This is a genomic window from Paenibacillus sp. FSL R10-2199, from assembly GCF_038000235.1.
GTDB lineage: Bacteria > Bacillota > Bacilli > Paenibacillales > Paenibacillaceae > Paenibacillus_AQ > Paenibacillus_AQ phytohabitans.
The window spans coordinates 5117443-5136753 of record NZ_JBBOBO010000001.1 but is presented as its reverse complement, the minus strand read 5'-3'; the positions used below and the strand labels follow the sequence as shown (position 1 = coordinate 5136753).

11 protein-coding genes are annotated in these 19311 nt (G+C 49.2%); 9 read left to right on the top strand and 2 right to left on the bottom strand.

The features are described 5' to 3' along the window. The first annotated feature begins 111 nt into the window (after nt 1-111). From NYE33_RS22540 to NYE33_RS22520, 5 genes are all read left to right on the top strand, one after another. On the top strand, nt 112-1839 hold the full coding sequence (locus tag NYE33_RS22540; protein WP_042137515.1) for an extracellular solute-binding protein: 1728 nt from the start codon (nt 112-114) through the stop codon (nt 1837-1839). Between the two features lie 163 nt (nt 1840-2002). Continuing rightward, nucleotides 2003-3145: a hypothetical protein gene (locus tag NYE33_RS22535; RefSeq protein ID WP_042137517.1), complete on the top strand. Its 1143-nt coding sequence runs from the start codon at nt 2003-2005 to the stop codon at nt 3143-3145. Between the two features lie 32 nt (nt 3146-3177). Next, complete coding sequence (locus tag NYE33_RS22530) at nt 3178-6195, top strand: beta-xylosidase family glycoside hydrolase (RefSeq protein WP_076243139.1); 3018 nt, start codon at nt 3178-3180, stop codon at nt 6193-6195. 315 nt (nt 6196-6510) lie between these two features. Then, the gene (locus NYE33_RS22525; RefSeq protein WP_341067640.1) at nt 6511-8373 is read left to right on the top strand and encodes a beta-L-arabinofuranosidase domain-containing protein; all 1863 of its coding nucleotides are present in this window, start codon (nt 6511-6513) and stop codon (nt 8371-8373) included. Nucleotides 8374-8579: 206 nt separating this feature from the next. Further along, nucleotides 8580-9020, top strand: a complete 441-nt coding sequence (locus tag NYE33_RS22520; protein ID WP_341067637.1) for a MazG-like family protein — start codon at nt 8580-8582, stop codon at nt 9018-9020. A 99-nt stretch (nt 9021-9119) separates the two neighbouring features. Here NYE33_RS22520 and NYE33_RS22515 read toward each other — a convergent pair whose 3' ends face one another. Further along, the gene (locus tag NYE33_RS22515) at nt 9120-10724 is read right to left on the bottom strand and encodes a M4 family metallopeptidase (protein WP_336100285.1); all 1605 of its coding nucleotides are present in this window, start codon (nt 10722-10724) and stop codon (nt 9120-9122) included. Nucleotides 10725-11275: 551 nt separating this feature from the next. On the opposite strand from NYE33_RS22515, the gene NYE33_RS22510 reads away from it, so the two are divergent. From NYE33_RS22510 to NYE33_RS22500, 3 genes are all read left to right on the top strand, one after another. Continuing rightward, nucleotides 11276-15076, top strand: a complete 3801-nt coding sequence (locus NYE33_RS22510; protein ID WP_341067635.1) for a glycosyl hydrolase 53 family protein — start codon at nt 11276-11278, stop codon at nt 15074-15076. Nucleotides 15077-15350: 274 nt separating this feature from the next. Next, entirely contained in the window at nt 15351-16193 is an 843-nt protein-coding gene (locus tag NYE33_RS22505; protein ID WP_341067633.1) for a hypothetical protein, read from the top strand. Nucleotides 16194-16519: 326 nt separating this feature from the next. Further along, nucleotides 16520-16951: a hypothetical protein gene (locus tag NYE33_RS22500; RefSeq protein WP_083705357.1), complete on the top strand. Its 432-nt coding sequence runs from the start codon at nt 16520-16522 to the stop codon at nt 16949-16951. Nucleotides 16952-17227: 276 nt separating this feature from the next. Here the strand turns inward: NYE33_RS22500 and NYE33_RS22495 are convergent, their stop codons facing one another. Then, nucleotides 17228-17581: an ROK family protein gene (locus tag NYE33_RS22495; RefSeq protein ID WP_076243136.1), complete on the bottom strand. Its 354-nt coding sequence runs from the start codon at nt 17579-17581 to the stop codon at nt 17228-17230. A 254-nt stretch (nt 17582-17835) separates the two neighbouring features. Here NYE33_RS22495 and NYE33_RS22490 point away from each other — a divergent pair, with 254 nt between their 5' ends. Further along, complete coding sequence (locus NYE33_RS22490; RefSeq protein ID WP_076243135.1) at nt 17836-19299, top strand: glycoside hydrolase family 32 protein; 1464 nt, start codon at nt 17836-17838, stop codon at nt 19297-19299. The last annotated feature ends 12 nt before the right edge of the window (nt 19300-19311 follow it).

Genomic DNA, 19311 nt, shown 5'->3' with positions numbered 1-19311 from the left:
CAATGCTTAAGAATTTAGCATATCACCTTAAATCTTTCTCTCTTACTCCCGTGAAAGCGTTGTAATAAGATGAATGCGTCAGAGATTACAGGAACACAGGGAGGCACTTGCATGAAGAGGACAAAAAAAAGGTTCGCGCTGCTATTGTCGGCAACGCTGCTGCTGTCGCTGCCCACAGCTTGTTCACCGAGCAGCAGCAACGGGGCTGCCGGCACAGCACCGCCGGTATCCGCCCAGCCGTCTGCGCCTGCGGAGGCGGAGGGAGACGCTGCCCGGATTGAAGGGATCAGGGATGGAACATACCGCTTCGAAACTCCGGTCACCATCACTACCGTTACAGCCACGGATTCCAGCTTCAAGTACAAAAACGGGGAGACACTGAGCGACAATGTGCATACCCGTTGGGCGAAGGAGCAGCTGGGGATTGATATCCAGCATCTGTGGGAGGTGCCCGGCGAGCAGTTCGCCACCAAGATGCGGCTGATGCTGACAGCCAAGCAGGAGCTGCCGGATGTCGTCACAACAATGGATATCGGACTGATGAATGAGCTGATCGAATCCGGAGCCTACAAGGATGTTTCAGCCGATTTCGACAAGTATGCCTCGGACCGTGTGAAGGAGATCTTCAGCTCCCACCCGCTGATCTGGAGCCAGGTTACCTTCGAGGGTAAGCATATGGGCCTGCCTTACTTCGCCAATGCCGGTAACGATAATGCTGTCATGTGGGTCCGCCAGGATTGGCTGGACGAACTGGGGATGCAGGCTCCATCAACCTTTGAGGAGCTGGAGGCCTTCATGCAGGCGCTGCTTGATAAGAAGCCGGGCAATACGGATTCCATCATTCCGCTGGGCGTGAGTCTCGGCTCGGGCGGCGGCCACCCGAATCCGCTGGCAGGCTGGCTCGGGGAGAGCACCTGGATCTTCGGGCCGTTCGGAACCGTTCCTTACCAGTGGAACCAGGGCGCGGACGGTAAGCTGGTGCACGGTTCGACCGTACCGGAGATGAAGAAAGGCCTTGAGGTAATGCGGAACTGGTACCAGAAGGGCTATATCTCCAAGGAGGCCGGGCTGCACGATGAGAACAAGCTCGCCGAGCTGATTGGCCAGGGACGGGTAGGGGTTGTGGTGGCTCCATATTGGCTGGGCAGCTGGCCGGTTCCGGACCTGCAGAAGAACGTGCCGGGAGCGACAATGAAGCCGTACCCCATTCCCGTTGAGAATGGCAAGGCGGGAGCGCGGGATACCACGTTCCTGAAGGGAGGGATGCTCGTAAGGGAAGGCTTTGAGCATACCGATGCTCTGTTCCTGTATCTTAACCGTCTGTTCGCCGGAGTGGACAAAGAACCAGGCAGCGAATTCGAGCACGGCTGGGCCGAAGACTATGACTATACCCTCAAGGCGGACGGAACAGTCTCCACAGTTAGCGAGGATATCCCCGGAGGCTCGGTAGGGGTCTACAAATACTTCCTGTATGAGCCAAAGGACCCGTTCAGTGTGCTGCAGCAATCCGCAGACAAAGGGGATTTGCTGGAACAGGGAAATCTTACAGACGCTGAAGCTGCGGCTCTTGGCAATCCCGATATTCTGAAGGCGGCGCAGATCGTCGTCGATGGATGGGCCAAGGACAGCTACTGGGCGCCCAAGTTCCTGGGTGCCAGTACACCGGCGATGCAGTCCAAGGGAGGCATCACGACGAAGCTTGAAGGAGAGGCGATCATGGCGATCATCTACGGCCGCAAGCCGCTGGAGGATTTCGATACATTCGTCAAGGAATGGTACAGCATTGGCGGAGAGCAGATGACGAAGGAAGCCAATGAATGGTTTGACAGCACGAAGTGACGGCGAACCCAGCAGGAGTTATCCGGGCTAAAGCTGCCTGCTGCAGGAGTCTAGCCGGAAGGAGGAGGAGAAACGGACGGGAAGCCGGGATCATCTCCTCCTTTTTGCTTGTTTGGACAATAGGCAACTTATCTATACCTGCAAAGGAAGAAGGAAAGAGGCTATGAAGTGGACAAAAAGCAGAGCCGCCGCAGCTTCGGGTGTCCCGCTGTGTCTGGCCGTTATCCTGCTGTTAAGCGGAGGCGGAGTCCCGGAAAGGCTCGTTGGGCCTGAGGGAAAGGAGAATGCTTCCGCCAAGGCCCAGGGCATAACGGAGCGGATGGCAACGGACCCCGAGGTGGCACGGATCAACGGGTATGCAGTGACCGCGGCGGAACTGAAGTATGCGATGGGACTCCAGCGCACGCAGGTGATTGAGTACTTCCGGGATACTTACAACCAGGCTTATGAAGGGAACTTCTGGGAGCTGGAGATTGGCGGGGAGAATCCGCTGGAGATGCTCAAGCGTGAGGCGCTTACCTCCTGGACTCGAAGCCGGATTCTGCTGGAGATGGGTCATGAAGAAGGGCTTGTTGACAGCACGGACTTTGGCGGGCTGCTCTCTGAGATGGAACGCGAGAACAAACGGCGGGCTCAGGCTGCTGTTGCCGGGATAGCGGTGTTTGGTCCGGCCGAGCTGGATGAAGGCAGCTTCATTCCCTACTATTTGAGCAATCTGGAGGTTGCGCTTCGGGAGAGGATGACAGTGCCTGGGGAACACGGACGGGATGATGAACCGGCACGGGAGGATCAGGTTAGCAGCATTCCTGAGGAACAGGAGCTTACGTTTACCCGCATTTCCATAGCATACCGGAGCAAAGGGCAAGGTGTAGCGGATAACAAGCCGGGAACACAACAGCTTCTGTCTGAGGTGCGTCAGTTGCTTCTTGAGGGCAGAAGCCCGGAAGAGGCGATTTCAGAACTGAGAAATGATAACGCTTCCTTTCCTGACTTGACTCTAAGCAGTGAAAGTCTGGACAGCGCAAACGCCAGAGTGTATTTCCGCGAGCAGGGCCAGCTGTACGCCTGGCTGACCGGTGAGCGGGAGTCCGGCGAGATCAGCCCGGTCATGGATGAAGGCTTCACAGGGGAATGGGTAATGGCGGTGCTTGGCGATGTAAAACCGCAGAAGCCAGAAACAGCAGCGGAGGAGCGGAACAAGAAAGCGGCGACGGAGACAGGCTTCGGGCGGGAACTGGAGCAGCGAATCCGTTCCGCCCGGATTGAGCTAACGGAGCCGGGATATTCCGGCCTGCAAATGCAGTAGCATACCATTCATATCGGGAGGTTTAAGACAAGATGACAAGAAGACCATGGCATCAGATGAACAAGCTGATTTTGACGGCAATCCTGATTCTGGCATCTGTACTGTCTGTATTAGTCCCGTCAACGGTCCGTGCAGACGGTACATCCTATTATGTCGATTCGGCAGGGGGCAGCGACAGCAACACAGGCAGCTCCGATGCCCAGGCCTGGAAGACCCTGGACAAAGTGAACGCCACAGTTTTTCAGCCTGGGGACCGCATTCTGTTCAAGGCGGGCGGAGTCTGGACGGGGACGCTGTCACCCCAGGGCTCCGGCAGCGAAGGCAGCCCGATTCAGATTGACCGGTACAGCGAAGGGGCCAAGCCGTTGATTGCAGGTGGTGGTGCCGCCGCTGCCGTATATTTCTACAATCAGGAGCAGTGGGAGGTCCGTAATCTCGAGATTACCAATAATGCAGCCAGTCCGGGCGAGCGCAGAGGCATTCATGTCAGCGGCAGCAGCGGCAGCTGGACCAATCCCAAGGTCTATAAGCATTTCGTGTTCGAGAATCTCGATATCCATCAGGTCAAAGGGACAACAGCCACCGATTATGTGCATAACGGCGGAATTATCGTCTGGGGTCCGGACTGGGATCTTCATGTGTCGGACGTGGTCATCAAGAATAACCGCATCTATTCGCTCGACAGTGTAGGAATCTATCTGAATGGAGCACAGCGTACCTACTCCACCGGTCTTAAGGTGCAGAATAATGTCATTAACGATGTGGCTGCCGACGGGGCGGTTGTACTCAATACGACGGGCGGGGTCATCGAGCATAATGTGGTGTACGATACCCATGTCCGAGCGTCCGGGTATCATGTGCCGCTGTGGGTATGGGGCACGAAGGATGCGGTCATCCAGTTCAATGAAGTGTACAACACCGCCCCCGGCGGCGACGCGATGGCCTACGATGCGGATTATAACAGTGACGGCACTATTATCCAGTACAACTACAGTCACCATAATGCAGGGGGGATGGTACTGGTCGTCAATGACGGGACAGCTGCCTCCAATTACAATACCAATGCGGTCGTCCGCTATAATATCAGCGAGAATGACGGCGGGGCGGTGTTCAATCTGAACGGCCCGGTCAGCGGCGCGAAGTTCTATAATAATACGGTCTATCTGCCGCTCACTTCCAGCACTAAGGTGGTCAATTACGGCTTTTGGGATGGCTATGCTTCAAATACGGCCTTTTACAACAACCTGATCTATAATCTGGGCACCGGGGGATATCAGTTCGGCTCCAGCACCGGAAACATATTCGATAATAATCTGTTCTATGGCAACCATCCATCCAGCGAACCGGCTGACCCGCACAAAATCACCGCTGATCCGAAGCTCGCTTCTCCAGGCTCAGGCGGCATTGGACGCGGCACGCTGGCGGGCTATCAGCTGCTGAATACCTCTCCGGCCATTGGCAGCGGCAGAATCATCAGCGGCAACGGCGGAAGTGATTATTTCGGCAACCCTGTTCCGGCAGGCACTGCTCCCAATATTGGGGCATACCAGGGAGCGGGGCTGGATCCGAACAATCTGCCTCCACTGCCGCAGCCGCCTTCCCAGAATAATCTGCTGCTTAATCCGGGGTTTGAGACAGGTGATTTCAGCAACTGGCCGCTCCATTACAATGGAGCTTCTATCGTGAATACCGGAGCGCACAACGGTGCCTACGCTGCGGCACTTACCGGCAACTATGCCGGAATGGAGCAGAACATTGGCGGACTGCATCCGAACACCATGTATAAGCTGTACGCTTATGGCGCAGCCAGCGGCGGCGGCTCAGCCGTATTCGGAGTGAAGAACCACGGCAACGCCGAACAGAGTGTCTATATGACTGCAGCTGCTTATACCCGCAAGGAAATTACATTTACGACAGGGGCCTCCAGCACCAGCGCTACAATTTTTCTGTACAAAGCCGGAGGGACGGGACAAGTGACGTTCGACGATCTGGAATTGATTCAATTCAGCGCATCTCCTGCCGGTCCCGCCGAACCGGTGTTCACCGAAGGCGGAAGTGACGAATTCGCCGGGCCGGATCTGGACGGTCAGTGGACTTGGGTACGTGAGAACAGCGCAGCCTGGTCGCTGACGGCTAATCCCGGCTCTATGCGGATTACTGCCGAGAACGGAGAAATCGCAGAGGGGTCTGCAACGGCCAAGAATCTTCTGCTCACCGGAGCGCCTGAAGGGGACTGGACCTTAGAGACTAAGCTGACGGGATTACCGGCGTCCCCATGGGCCCAGGGCGGACTGATTGTCTATGAGAGCGATGCGACCTTCGTCCGGATTACCCGGATGTACGGCACCGGCAACGAATTCCAGTTCACTGCGCAAAAAGACACCGTGCGGCAGCATGTCGAAACTGCCGATACCCTGGGATCGGCGGTATACCTTAGACTCGTAAAGACGGGCAATACGTACAGCGGCTTCTATTCCGCTGACGGTGTGAGCTACCAGCAGGCCGGAGCGGATCAGACAGTGGAAATTGCGGAGCCTAAGATCGGCCTGTTCACGGGAGGCGGTACAGGATTTACGGCGAACTATGATTATTTCCGGTTCATTCCCGTGGAGACCGAACCGGAACCGGAGCCGGTCAACCTGCTGCAGAATCCCGGCTTCGAGATCGGTGATTTCACCGGCTGGGCAGTCCATTATAATGGTGCTGCGATCTCAGACACTGCCCCGTATACAGGGAACTATGCTGCCCGGCTGAGCGGGCAGGCTTCAGGCATGGAGCAGACGGTCTCCAGCCTGCTTCCGGACACGACCTACAGGCTGTCCGGCTTAGGACAAAGTGCAGACGGTGGTGTAGCGGTATTTGGGGTCAAGAATTACGGCGGCACATTCACGGATGCCTGGGGCTTCGAGCAGGGCGCAGGATATGTGCACAAAGAAATTGAATTCACAACAGGAAGCGCCAACACCAGCGCCACGATTTATCTGTATAAAGGCAGCGCCGCCGGTGAAGTCCATTTCGACGACCTGGTGCTGACAGCGGTGCAGCAGTAGAAGCCAAGGTATCACAATAGATCAATAACCGTATTGAAGCGGTGAAGTGGATTACGATAATTCCGGTATAACCGGCAATCAAAAGGGACGGTTCTTCAAGTCACTTCAGTGACTTAAAGGACCGCTCTTTTTTTAAAAAACGAGGCTAACAAACCGAAAGTGGAGACAATCTATCATAATTTTATTTAACACCGGCTTTCAGTTTATTACTCAGTATGGATCAACTTTATATTAGGATTAATCATTGGATTGATGGAAGCGCTGCTATATACTTTCATTGTAAAATCAATGTCAGTATATTAAGGGGCTGCAGCAATGAGAGAACTGAAGGGCAAGCATGTCGTTCTTCATGATAATGATCTGACACGCAGGGAGGAAGCAAACCGGCGGTATTTAATGAAACTGACAAATGATAATCTCCTGTTTAACTATAAAGTAGAAGCGGGAAGATACCATGGCAGAGATATTCCAGAGGATGCACATGGGGGATGGGAGACGCCAGTCTGTCAGATCCGGGGACATTTTCTTGGACATTGGCTGTCTGCGGCAGCTATGCGGTTTCATGAGACTGGCGATCTGGAACTCAAGCTCAAAGCGGATCTCATCCTGGACGAGCTTGCCGAATGCCAGAAGGACAACGGTGGACAATGGGCAGCGCCTATTCCGGAGAAATATTTACACTGGGTTGCTCAAGGTAAAGCGATATGGGCTCCGCAGTATAATATCCATAAGTTATTTATGGGACTGGTGGATATGTACCAATTCACCGGCAGTCAACAAGCGCTCGAGGTGGCCGATCGTTTTGCAGACTGGTTCGTCATATGGAGCACTACCTTCACCAGAGAGAAATTCGATGACATTCTGGACATGGAGACAGGCGGGATGCTTGAGGCTTGGGCGGACCTGCTCCATATTACAGGGAATGCTAAATACAAGACCTTGCTGGAGCGTTATTACCGCAGCAGACTTTTCCGCCCGTTACTGGAGAACAAAGACCCTTTGACCAACATGCATGCCAACACCACCATTCCTGAAGTACTCGGCTGTGCCAGAGCTTACGAGGTCACCAGCGAACAACGCTGGATGGACATTGTCGCTGCCTACTGGAAATGTGCGGTCACGCAGAGAGGCACTCTGGCAACTGGCGGAAATACAGCAGGTGAAGTGTGGATGCCCAAAATGAAGATCAAAGCACGCCTCGGGGATAAGAATCAGGAGCACTGTACGGTTTATAATATGATTCGTCTGGCAGAGTTTCTTTTCCGGCATACATCAGATCCGGCATATGCGCAGTATATTGAATATAATCTGTACAACGGTATTATGGCTCAAGCCTACTACCAGGAATATCATCTGACCGGCAACCGGCACGACAATCCCGGAACAGGGCTGCTTACCTATTTTCTGCCGATGAAGGCAGGCTTACGGAAGGATTGGAGTTCGGAGACCGATAGCTTCTTCTGCTGCCACGGAACGATGGTACAAGCCAATGCAGCATTGAACAGAGGCATTTATTATCAGAATCACAACGATGTCTATGTATGCCAGTATTTCCATTCAGAGCTGACCACAGAGATCAATGGAGAGAATGTCCGCATTCATCAATCTCAGGATCATATGAGCGGAAGCATGCTGAACTCTTCGAATACCGCAGGACAGCAGGAATTGAATGAGGTTACAGCGCTTCACGAGAATCTGCCGAATTATAAAAAGTATGATTTCGTTGTCCATACCGGCTCTGCCCAAGCGTTTGCCCTCCATTTGCGCATACCGGACTGGATCATGTCTGAAGCCGTCATCTATGTGAACGATCAGCTTCACGGGAAATCTGCGGATCATAGTGCATTCTATACCCTGCTGCGGAATTGGAAGGACGGCGATCGAGTCAGTATCATTCTGCCTGTCGGGATCCGCTTCATTCCTCTGCCGGACGACGAACAGACAGGTGCGTTTCGTTTTGGTCCTGAAGTGCTGGCTGGGATTTGTGAGAATGAGAGGATTCTCTTTACACAGCTAGATGATGTTACCTCTGAGCTGATCATGGAAAATGAACGGGAGTGGGGCAGCTGGCGCTATTTCTTCAAGACGGCCAATCAGGACCCGGGAATTCAGCTGAGAAGAATTCGCGATATCGGTTATGAACCCTATCAAGTGTACTTCACGGTAAAAAAAGCTTAGTCGCTTATTGTTGGAACAACCACCTGCGTGAGTTATAGTGAATAACTACCATTATAGGTTGTATGAAAGGATGACATGATTAGTGGCATCTTTTTGCGCTGCAGATTGGCCATATGAGTAAGCATCAGCCCGTTCGTACCGCAGAATTTTGAAATCACCCTGCCCTCAAATCGCATAGAATTCTATATTTTGGAATGTTAGACTTCTTGGTAAGCACTGAAGATATAAATGTTGATCGGGAGGATTGTTGTCTGAAATATAAGAATAATCCTGCTGAGCTGCTTGAAAGGGGTGAAATACTGTTTTTGTACATAAAAAATATTTGTAGAATAGGAGAGAATAAAATGATTGATTTATTACAGTTACAAAAAAGAGTTTATCAGAATAAAGTTGCGAAAGGATTTAATGTTACAGATATTTTCCAGGAATTCTGTTTCATATATGGTGAATTGTCAGAGGCTTGCGAAGCTTATCTGAAAAAGAAAGACGATTTGGGGGAAGAACTGGCTGATGTTGCACTCTACTTAATAGGACTTTCGGAGCTTCTGGGAATTAACCTGGAAGAAGAGATCATACATAAAATGGAGAAAAACGAAAAAAGAATATACGAGAATAAAGATGGTGTGCTTACAAAAGTAAAAGAATAATATATAGATTTCAGGCAATATGGTTTCCAGCAGTTGATCGATCCCTTTTACACCAAACAGGCCAATGATCTTGAGGATCATTGGCCTGTTATTCTGTTCTTAGTAGACGCCTACCGCATTGTAAGCTTTGGTTACGGCAGTTACTTGAGCCGAGCCTGCTCCAAACAATTCCGTAGCCGATTGAATGATTGCTGTTCGTGCAGCAGAGAAGTTGGATGAGGTCGTAAGGTAATATACAAGTGCATTGTAATAGATTTGAACGGCATCCTCACGGCCGATACCTGTGACCGTTACACCGTTAAACGTACCGCCTTGGGCAGCCAGATAGAAAGCTTTGTTATTAATCCCGCTGTTCGTATGCACACCGCCTTCATCACCGGTACCGGTATAGCGGTCGCTGTATTTGTCAGGCTGTCCGTACAATGGGGGATTAGCCAGTGAGCGGAGTGCGTCACCCGCTACACCCGGTGTATATACTTTATCGCCGATCAGCCAGTTCGCACCTTCAATTGAATTTCCGATAATGTCGGAGAAGGACTCATTCAGTGCCCCTGGTTCTCCATAGTATTCAAGATTGGATGTTTTCTCAGTTACACCATGCGTCAGCTCGTGGCCCACAACATCCAAGTCACCGGACAGCAGTGTAAAGGTAGATCCATCTCCATCACCGAAAACAATCTGCGCACCGTTCCAAAAAGCGTTGTTATAGGAAGTATAGTAATGGACGGTGGAACGGATCTGCAGTCCGTTGTTGTCCAGGCTGTTGCGGCCGAAATGCTGGAGATAATAATCATAGGTTCTTTCAGCATACGTGTGGGCATCAACCGCGGCTTTGTCTGTCCAGACATTGTTGGTGCTGGTTAAGAGCGTCCCCGGAAGAGAGGTCTTGTTTTTAGCGGTATACGTCACAATGCCCTTGCCGCGGGTACTGTCATAGAGCTGATAGGTAGAACCCGAGAGGCGTGTCTCGAACGTTTTGGTATCTCCAAACACTCCGGTACCCGTACCCGTCAGGTTCTCTAAAATATTATATTTGAACAGTACGCTGCCATTCTCCGCAGAAATGAAGTACCGTATCCGCAAAGGCTCGGGCTCCAGAACATTCACTTCCGTTTTATAGGCTAATTTAGGTTCTCCGTCAACAATGAAATAATATAAATCCGCTGTAGGAGTAACTTGCGGCTCACCAAGCGGTCCATGTTCCAGCGTGGCATCCTGCTCGGCTGCCAGAATGGCATCTGCTCCGGAAATGGTTTGGAGCTGAATCAGCGGCTGCGGAATCGTCTGGTAAACATCTTCAACTACGCTTCCCAGCAGGGAGGTAACGTTGCCGGCTTTGTCGATATGCAGAGTTTGATCAGCTCCATATACCGGTATCCCCGAGATATACTGGCTTAACCGGTAGTGCTGGCTGCCGGTCTTGCTGTTTGTATTTTGCTCTGAAATTTTGAATTTTCCCCGAATATCCTCTTTAGCCGAAAGATGCAGGTTACCTTTCACACTTTCAAGATATCCCCATACTTTGTCCTCAGAAGCGGAGCCAGCAGGAGCTTTCCAGGATTGGTCTGTAATCGAAATAGGGGACGAGCCTGAGAAGAGTTCTACAGGATTATTGCGTTCATTGTTTTCAGCAGCAGTGCCCACCGAGGCAAAGGATCCAAGTGCTACAACACCTGCAAGAAGTGAAGCTACAGTCTTTTTCATAATTAATACTCCTCCGATCAAAATGGTTGGTTTTAAGTTATGCCGGGTTCTTGTAGACAACCTTTATCTAGCCTGTGTACTCAAGCTGCGATCTGGGGTGCAAGGACTTAAGCGGCGAACAACCTTAAATGTACGGAGGGAGAGAATGTGGAGACGGCAAAACCCCTTTCACGAAAATTTACAACTACACCCTTGTTCACAGACCTCCAAAATGGATATAAATGAAAATAATGTAATTATAGTGGTTTTATTATATTTTGGAAATTGAATATCAACTGTGATAAGAATCACAATTAATGCAATAAATTTGATAAATGATAATTATGCAATAGCGAAGTTTTATACCCATACAGGAACAGGAATCTCTACAATATGTAATCAAATTTACTAATTCAATTAAAGGGAGCTTTGGATTAATAATTTTTTAAGTTTGTTGCAGAGGTATTACTTATAGTTGATCTGCTCCATCCACACCTGATCTTTATTTCTTTACAATAAGGATGTTAAAGGCTGGAAACTGCAGTTATTAAATGAATAATGGAGGTTGAACTATGAGAATCAGCAAAAAGGTTGTTGTAATCATTCTTACATGGGCGATGATTCTGTCGGTAGCATCAGTTGGTTTGCCCGCGAATGTAAACGCTTCATCGGTTTCCGGAGGCTTTTCCAAAGGTGCAGATATCAGCTGGCTGCCGCAAATGGAGGCTTTAGGCTATAAATTCTATAATGATAATGGCCAAGAGGAGGACCTTTTACCAATACTTAAGGAGCACGGCATCGATTCCATCAGAATCAGGGCCTGGGTTAATCCGTCAGATGATCCGGCCAGTGGTCATAACAGCACACAAGAGGTTGTTGCACTGGCTTCCCGGGTAAGCGCCTACGGGTTCCGTGTGATGATCGATTTGCACTACAGCGACAGCTGGGCTGACCCTGGTCAACAGGTTACTCCTGAAGCCTGGAAGGAAGATAATATAGAACAGCTGAAGGCGCATGTCTCGCAGTACACTACGGAAGTGATGCAGGCGCTCAAAGATGCAAAAGTAACACCGGAATGGGTGCAGATCGGAAATGAGATTAATAATGGAATGCTGCATCCTTTAGGAAGCTACAGTAATACAACCAACCTCGTTCAGTTGATTCAGGCCGGTTCACATGCTGCCAAGGCGGTGTTCCCGGATATTAAGGTCATCATCCATCGGGCCAGCGGAGCTGAAGCAGGGGTTGGGCCATTTTTTGCCGGTCTGACAGCGGCCGGTCTTAAGGATACGGATTACGATATCATCGGCTTATCTTATTATCCTGATGCCATTTTCACCTCTACCATTAACGATCTCAGCAACAATATGAATGCGCTGGAAGCTAAATATGGCAAAGAAGTTATGATCGTTGAGGTTGGAGGTAATGTTTCAGAGGATGTTGATAGCGTATACAATATGCTCGTGGCCGTTCAGAATAAACTAAAGGCTGTTCCGGACAATAGGGGAACCGGAATCTTTTATTGGGAGCCTACCGGTGTATTGTTTGGCTATCCGTTATCGGCATGGAATATTGACGGCACACCGACACTCGCTATGGATGCCTTCATCGACGGTGCAGCCGAAATCAACCGCCATCCGGTTACCGCGGTGTCCTTAGATAAGCCTGTAACCGCTATTGAAGTAGGCGGGACGGATAAATTAATTGCCATTTTCGATCCGTTAAATGCAACCTATAAAGGAGTGAGCTTTACAAGCTCTAAGCCGGAGGTTGTTAAAGTAGATCCTTATAGTGGAATACTTTCCGGGGTTTCTGTCGGAAGTGCCACCGTGACCGCAGTTACCTATGACGGGGGATTCTCTGCATTCAGTGAGGTCACGGTAACTCCAAGTTCAAATTTGATACAGAATCCCGGGTTTGAAGATGAGTTGAACGCATGGGAGCTTTCAGGAGATACAAGTGCAGTCAATATTGAAAAAGATGCACATTCGGGGTCGTCCGCCCTGCATTACTATAGTACGACTCCTGCTGAATTCAGGACTTCGCAGACGATCACCGGTCTGGAGAATGGAACGTACACTTTGTCGGCCTGGGTATCCGGCGGGGGCGGTGAAGAGATTTCAGAAATTTTTGCCGGCAGCAGAACACAGCAGTTTACAAATACGGGATGGCAGAAATGGAGCAAGCCGGTTCTGGATCTTATTGAAGTTACGGATGGAACCCTCACCCTGGGCGCTCATCTTAAGCTTGCTGATGGACAGTGGGGGAATATCGACGATTTCGAGCTGATTAAGAAGGATACCAGCAAGCTGCTGGATTTGAGGGTGAACGGCGCTACGGTTAGCGGATTTGATCCAGCCGTTCAGGACTACAGTGTAGTTCTGCCGTATGGCACGACTGCATTGCCAGCGGTTGAGGCGGTTGCAGAACAAGGCATATCGGCAGAAATTACACAAACAGCTGCGCTGCCTGGAAGTGCAACCGTTGTTGTCAAAGGAGAGGTAGTGAGAACCTACACCCTCCACTTCACGGTGGATTCGAACCCTGTGGTTAACTCCGGCTTTGAGCAGGTGAATGAAGCGGGTCTGCCTGATGGCTGGACCATTCCTGACCCTGCTGCCCTGACCGCGAGTTCGGATGGCCGTACCGGTGCAAGATCACTGGGATTCTGGAAGGATTCCGCCTTTACACTGGACGCCTATCAGACGCTTACCGCCCTGGAGAATGGAATCTACACGCTGACGGCCTGGTCGCAGGGCGCCGGGGATGAGACGAAGAATCAGCTGTATGCCTTGAATGGCGAGAAGACCCTACTGAGCTCAAGCTTCGCGAACAAAGGCTGGAATGTATGGAACCAAGCGGTTGTTGGGAATATCAAGGTTACGGATGGAACACTGAAGATCGGGATTTCCCTTGAGGGGAATGCGAAGGACTGGGGCTCTTATGATGATATTGTGCTGGTTAAGACTGGTGACATTCCAGTAGAACCAACACCTACGCCAACGCCTACACCTACACCTACACCTACATCATCACCAACGGCGTTACCAACGGTGACACCAATACCAACACCAATACCAACACCAAGTCCAACAGCTGCCAGTGAAGATAACGGGTTGGCGTCAACAGGGGGCGTCAGTACTGCAACCAGTACTCCGGCGGCAATTCCGGTGGCCGTGACCTCGGGCACCGCTGCTGACGGCACCACTACTTATAGTGTGAAGATCCAAGCAACGGCAGGCAAGGAGGAAGGAGCTGCCATCGTCAAGCTGGATTCCACTATAATCAGCGATCTGGTCGGCAAGGTCAAGCAAGCCGTAGCGGCCGGTCAAAAGGTTGTCATGGAGATTCAGATGGATCAGGAGGCAGGCCAATCATCTGTTGATGTAGTTATAGCTAAGGATGCTCTCAAGCAGTTAATGGAAGCCGCCGGGGCAGAGCTGAAGCTGAATACAGGCATTGCTGATATTACCTTTACGTCTAAAGCAGTAGCTGCAATTGGAAGTGCAGCAGCAGATAGCACAATCAGCATTAAGAAGCTTGCTTCATCAAGCTTGCCGGACAAAGCCCGGAGCAAGCTTGGAGACAGACCGGTTGTAGACTTCTCTGTAACAGCCGGAAATGCTGAAATTACTGCATTCAACGGTGAAATAGTTAAGATCAGTGTACCTTATACGCCAAAAGCAACTGAAAAGTCAAATGCCATTGTAGTGTATTATATCGATCAGACAGGAAACCTTCAGCTGGTTAATGGCGGCTACGATGCAGCAGCCGGAAAGGTTAATTTCCAGACCGCCCATTTTTCAAATTATGCTGTAGGGTATAACGAAATCAAATTCAATGATGTTGCACCGGGCAACTGGTATTCCAGCGCTGTCGATTACTTGGCAGCGAGAGAGGTGGTTAAGGGCGTAAGCAGCTCTGTGTTTGCACCCGAGGCCCAGGTGAAGCGGGCTGACTTTCTGATGATGGTCATGAATGCTTTCGGCATTAAGCCTGATGCAGATAGCGCCGATAACTTTTCAGATGCAGGGAACAAATACTACACAAGCTATCTCGGTACAGCCAAGAAACTGGGCTTGATTTCCGGTGTGGGCGGCAACTCCTTTATGCCGGAGGCCGTCATCAGCAGACAAGAGGCATCGGTAATTCTGTACAATATCATGAAGCAGCTGAACCGTCTGCCGGAAGGTAGCAACAATCAGAGCTACGACAGCTTTACTGATGTCAGTGCGGTAGCCGGATATGCCCAGACAGCCATGAAGCAGTTTGTGGAAGCGGGAATACTCACGGGCATGGAGAAAGAGCTGAGCCCAAGGGCTGCCACAACCCGGGCAGAGGCAGCACAGATTATTTATAATTGCATTAAATAACAAGCTGAATAACCGGCTGCCAGCAGATTTCTGGCGGCCGGTTATTTATGTCAGCGGATTAGAATGGACCCGAACGGAAAACCGATCCTTTATGAGGATGACAATTAAGAACCTTAATGGGGCAGCAATAAAAAAACAGGACAATTTTACCTGCTAAGTTATATAATATCAGAGGAAAGCACTTTGCTGTTTGCTGCCTGCAACCTATTCATGAAATGTTCTAGCAAAATTGGTAGATGCTTTACTATTAATAATTAAGCGGGGATAAGGTTATATGAAACGAAAGAGTCTGATTTATTCGTTAATGCTAGCAATTATAGTATCGGTTGTATCCGGGAGTGGTAGTATTCATGCGGCTGCACGGAACATCACCGACATTGTTAAAGTGACCAAACCTGCTGAGATTAAAGTTGGGGAGTGGAAGTCATACGAGATAGCCATAACTGACTGGACCGATGCAGACGTTACGGAACATGACTTCACTCCAATCTCTTCAGATGAGAATGTTGTCAAGGTCGTACGGAAAACGAATTGGGTTTCTGAACTCCATGCAATAAATAAAGGGATTGCCACCTTAACTGTCAATATTGGAGAAAAGTTTGAACCTTATGTATTCACTGTTCAAGTGGTGGATGAGTATACAGTCATTCCTGAACCAACTTCTGAGCCAACAAAGCCGGTAGTGATAAAGGAACCTACCCGCGAAGAAATCATGTTACGGGATTTGGAAGATTATTATGAACAGTTGCAGCCAATAGCAAGCTATGAAAATAAAGCCATAGATACGTTTATTCAAAATAGACACCTGAACGATTCAACAAGAAAGTCACTCTTTCTTACTTTAAACAATACTGTATTGCCCAATTATACTAAGTTTGTATCCGGGTTGAAAAACCTCAAAGCCAATAATGCAGAGTTGAAAGAAATACATAACTACTATCTGGCAGGAGCAAAACTCCAGCTGGAAGGGTTCACTATAATGCGGGATAGCCTGAAGACGACCAAAATAAATTATTCCAAATTCGAAACGGGTAACAAGAAAGTTATAGAAGGTGCTAAGCAATTGGACAAAGCCGGAATCCTTGTTGATAAGTATAAAAGTAAATATATCAAATAAATAATTCACTATACAGGTTGTATTTCGAATTACTGTGATATCGCGTGGACGAGACCGAGTAAACAAGGTCTCGTCTTTTTTAAAGAAAACTATATCTATTACTATCACTGCATCTTCCATCTGCCTGGCAAGAAGAGAAGGAATAGTGTAATTCACAAATATTATGCCGGGCTTCAACAAGTATGCACATCAGGCCCTTACGCTACAAAAGCGAATCTGTTATCTCTTGGTTATGGGGAGGTTTCAGATGAAGCAGCCGCGGATATATTACAGGATATCAAGTCCGAAACTGAGGTACGTAAAACTATCATAAAAGGAGATTAGCGATGAGGATTAAAAATCTGTTTGCAGGATTAGTATATGGATTCACTGCCAGCCTGGTAATTGGTTTCCTTATAGCAATTTTCGGAAACGGTGTTGCAGGAGGAGCAGGAAGTGATGGCTGGTTATGGTTTTTCTTAACTTTATGTGTTCCGTTATCCTTGTCGTTTGCTATATCCGGTTTTCAATTCCACCGTATCCAATTTAAAAGCGCCAAATTTGTGGTGTTATGTATGATCATCGCATTTATAAACGTGTTAATTATGGGGACAGCTGGTGCCATTATTGTTAGTGGTGAAACCTGGGGATATGAAACCGTTAACATTGAAGGTTATTTGCAATGGGGTCCTGTCTACGCTGTTCTTTTCCTCCCCTTATCTACACCTTTGGTAGCAGGACTTTTACTCGGATTACGAAAATCATTGAATATGATATAGGCGTGTTGATTCCCCAAATAAAGGGACAAAAAAGGCCGCCATTTCGGGTAATGGTAAGTACGACCAAACCAAACCGAAATGAGGCAACCTCATGAATAAATACCCCATTTTAGCCGTTTTCAAACAAGTATTAACACCGGAAGAAGTCCAAATTGTGACTGGACAAACCAAGGACTACGTGGACAGAGGAACCCAAATGACCGTCCAGTTGCTACTCGATTACTTGGTCCAAACCTGCTACCACAAATGGGACGGCTTCCGGCAAAGTGCCCGCTTTTATCGGAAAAGAAAGACGATTTGGGTGAAGAATTCGATTCCCAACGCCAGAGCCCCGCATAATCCTGCATTGTCGCCAAGACCGGGCGGAACAATATAAGTATCCATGGTCCCCAGGATTTCCTGTGCCGATACATAACCATCCAGGGCCTTTCGGACTTCACTGCGGATCATTGGATACAGATGCTCCTGATGCATAACACCCCCACTCAAGATTATACACTTCGGTGACCACAGAAGAATTACGTCTGCAATGGCTTGGCCCAAATCACAGCTATCCAGTCCTTGAGCCGCGCCCCACTTTACCTCACCAAAAGCAGTTATATGTCCATACAAAGGGCTGGGATGCTCCATATTCAGCGGCCCAAACCGCAGATGAATTTGATGCCGCCTGCTTCAATCGCCCCAATGATCATATGATGTTTCCCTCCTGTTTGGTAAGGATAGACTTTCCCGTTAAATTATTGGTAAACGTTTTACGAAATTATTAATCAGTAAATGTAAATCAAATCAATAATCCCATTATAATAACGAATGTAACCGTTGACAATATAAAATAATATGATAATATGTGTTTGTAAAACGTTTTACCAATGGAGATGATGACAATGAAAAAAGTATTCTACAGACCTGCGAATGGCTGGGTAGGAGACGTAATTCCGTTTTATGACCAAGGGGAGTACAAGCTTTATTATCTTCACGATGAGAGAGTGGGGGGGGATTATGGCAACCATACCTCATGGAATTTGGCGGCCACTGGAAATGGGCTTGATTTTGAGGATTACGGAGAGGTTTTGCCAAATGGCAATGAGACTGAGTTAGACCGGAACGCCTATACCGGATCTGTGATCCGGGACAAGGAAGGCCTGTATCATCTATTCTACACGGGACATAATCCCAACCCTGCGTTCTGCAAGGATGGTAAGCCCTTACAAGTTGTACTGCGGGCCACTGGCACCGACGGAATTCATTGGACGAAGGATAGTGAATTCAAGCTTTACGGGGATGAAGTGATCTATGAGGCATTTGATTGGCGTGATCCCTTTGTGTTCTTCAACGAAGAGAAGCAGGAGTATTGGATGCTGGTCACTACCAGGGAAATGAACTCCTCTGAGAAAAGAGGCGGGTGCATCGCACTTCTGACATCGGACGACCTCCTGAGCTGGGAATTCCGCGAGCCCTTCTACAGCCCGGACAAATACATTACGATGGAATGTCCCGATTATTTCCAGATGGGAGAATGGCATTACCTCGTCTACTCCACGTTCAGTGAGAAGTTTGTCACCCATTATAAAAAGAGCAAAACAATCGATGGCTTATATACCTCACCGGTATTGGACACCTTTGACGGCAGAGGATTCTACGCAGCCAAGACAGCCTCAGACGGCGAGAAGCGGTACGCCTTTGGCTGGGTCCCCTCGAAGAAGGGCAGCAATGATTATGGAGATTGGGAGTGGGCTGGCACGCTGGTTGTCCATGAAGTGTACCAGAACGAACTGGGAGAGCTGCTTGTTAGAATGCCTTCTTCCATCTATGGACATTTTAATAGGAACGAACAAATTATTCTGCAAGAGGCGGACAATTGCATGAAGCAGGGGGACAGGCTGCAGCTGTCTTCGCCGGATGGGCTGGCGTATTGCGTACTTAACCCCTTGCCTCCTCAGGTCATGCTTGAGGCGTCCTTTACGGATTGGCAGCATGTCAAGGACTTTGGGATCGCAGTTCGCACGGACAAGAAGCTGGACAATGGTTATTTCATCAAGTTTGATCCTTTTCACAACCGGATCACCTTTGATATGTGGCCGAGAAGGGAACCGGGATTTTTCCAATGGCAAATCGCCGGGGACAAGCCGCAGATGATTGAGCTGGAGCGTCCACTTAATTTTGCCGCTTATAGCCGGATTCGTATTCAGCTGATTCTGGAAGAAGATATCCTGTGTCTGTATGTCAACGATGAAGTCGCCATGACTACACGAATTTATAATTTCAAAGATGGACATTTTGGTTTTTTTGCCAATGAGGGTGCTGTGAATGTTGAGGACATTAGCATGAAGACAGCCGCTGAGCGTTAACTGGCAAGGATG

Bases quoted from the DNA above. Each gene is read 5' to 3' on its own strand.
- NYE33_RS22540 (WP_042137515.1), top strand. From the start codon at position 112: ATGAAGAGGACAAAAAAAAGGTTCGCGCTGCTATTGTCGGCAACGCTG.
- NYE33_RS22535 (WP_042137517.1), top strand. From the start codon at position 2,003: ATGAAGTGGACAAAAAGCAGAGCCGCCGCAGCTTCGGGTGTCCCGCTG.
- NYE33_RS22530 (WP_076243139.1), top strand. From the start codon at position 3,178: ATGACAAGAAGACCATGGCATCAGATGAACAAGCTGATTTTGACGGCA.
- NYE33_RS22525 (WP_341067640.1), top strand. From the start codon at position 6,511: ATGAGAGAACTGAAGGGCAAGCATGTCGTTCTTCATGATAATGATCTG.
- NYE33_RS22515 (WP_336100285.1), bottom strand. From the start codon at position 10,724: ATGAAAAAGACTGTAGCTTCACTTCTTGCAGGTGTTGTAGCACTTGGA.
- NYE33_RS22510 (WP_341067635.1), top strand. From the start codon at position 11,276: ATGAGAATCAGCAAAAAGGTTGTTGTAATCATTCTTACATGGGCGATG.
- NYE33_RS22505 (WP_341067633.1), top strand. From the start codon at position 15,351: ATGAAACGAAAGAGTCTGATTTATTCGTTAATGCTAGCAATTATAGTA.
- NYE33_RS22500 (WP_083705357.1), top strand. From the start codon at position 16,520: ATGAGGATTAAAAATCTGTTTGCAGGATTAGTATATGGATTCACTGCC.
- NYE33_RS22495 (WP_076243136.1), bottom strand. From the start codon at position 17,581: ATGGAGCATCCCAGCCCTTTGTATGGACATATAACTGCTTTTGGTGAG.
- NYE33_RS22490 (WP_076243135.1), top strand. From the start codon at position 17,836: ATGAAAAAAGTATTCTACAGACCTGCGAATGGCTGGGTAGGAGACGTA.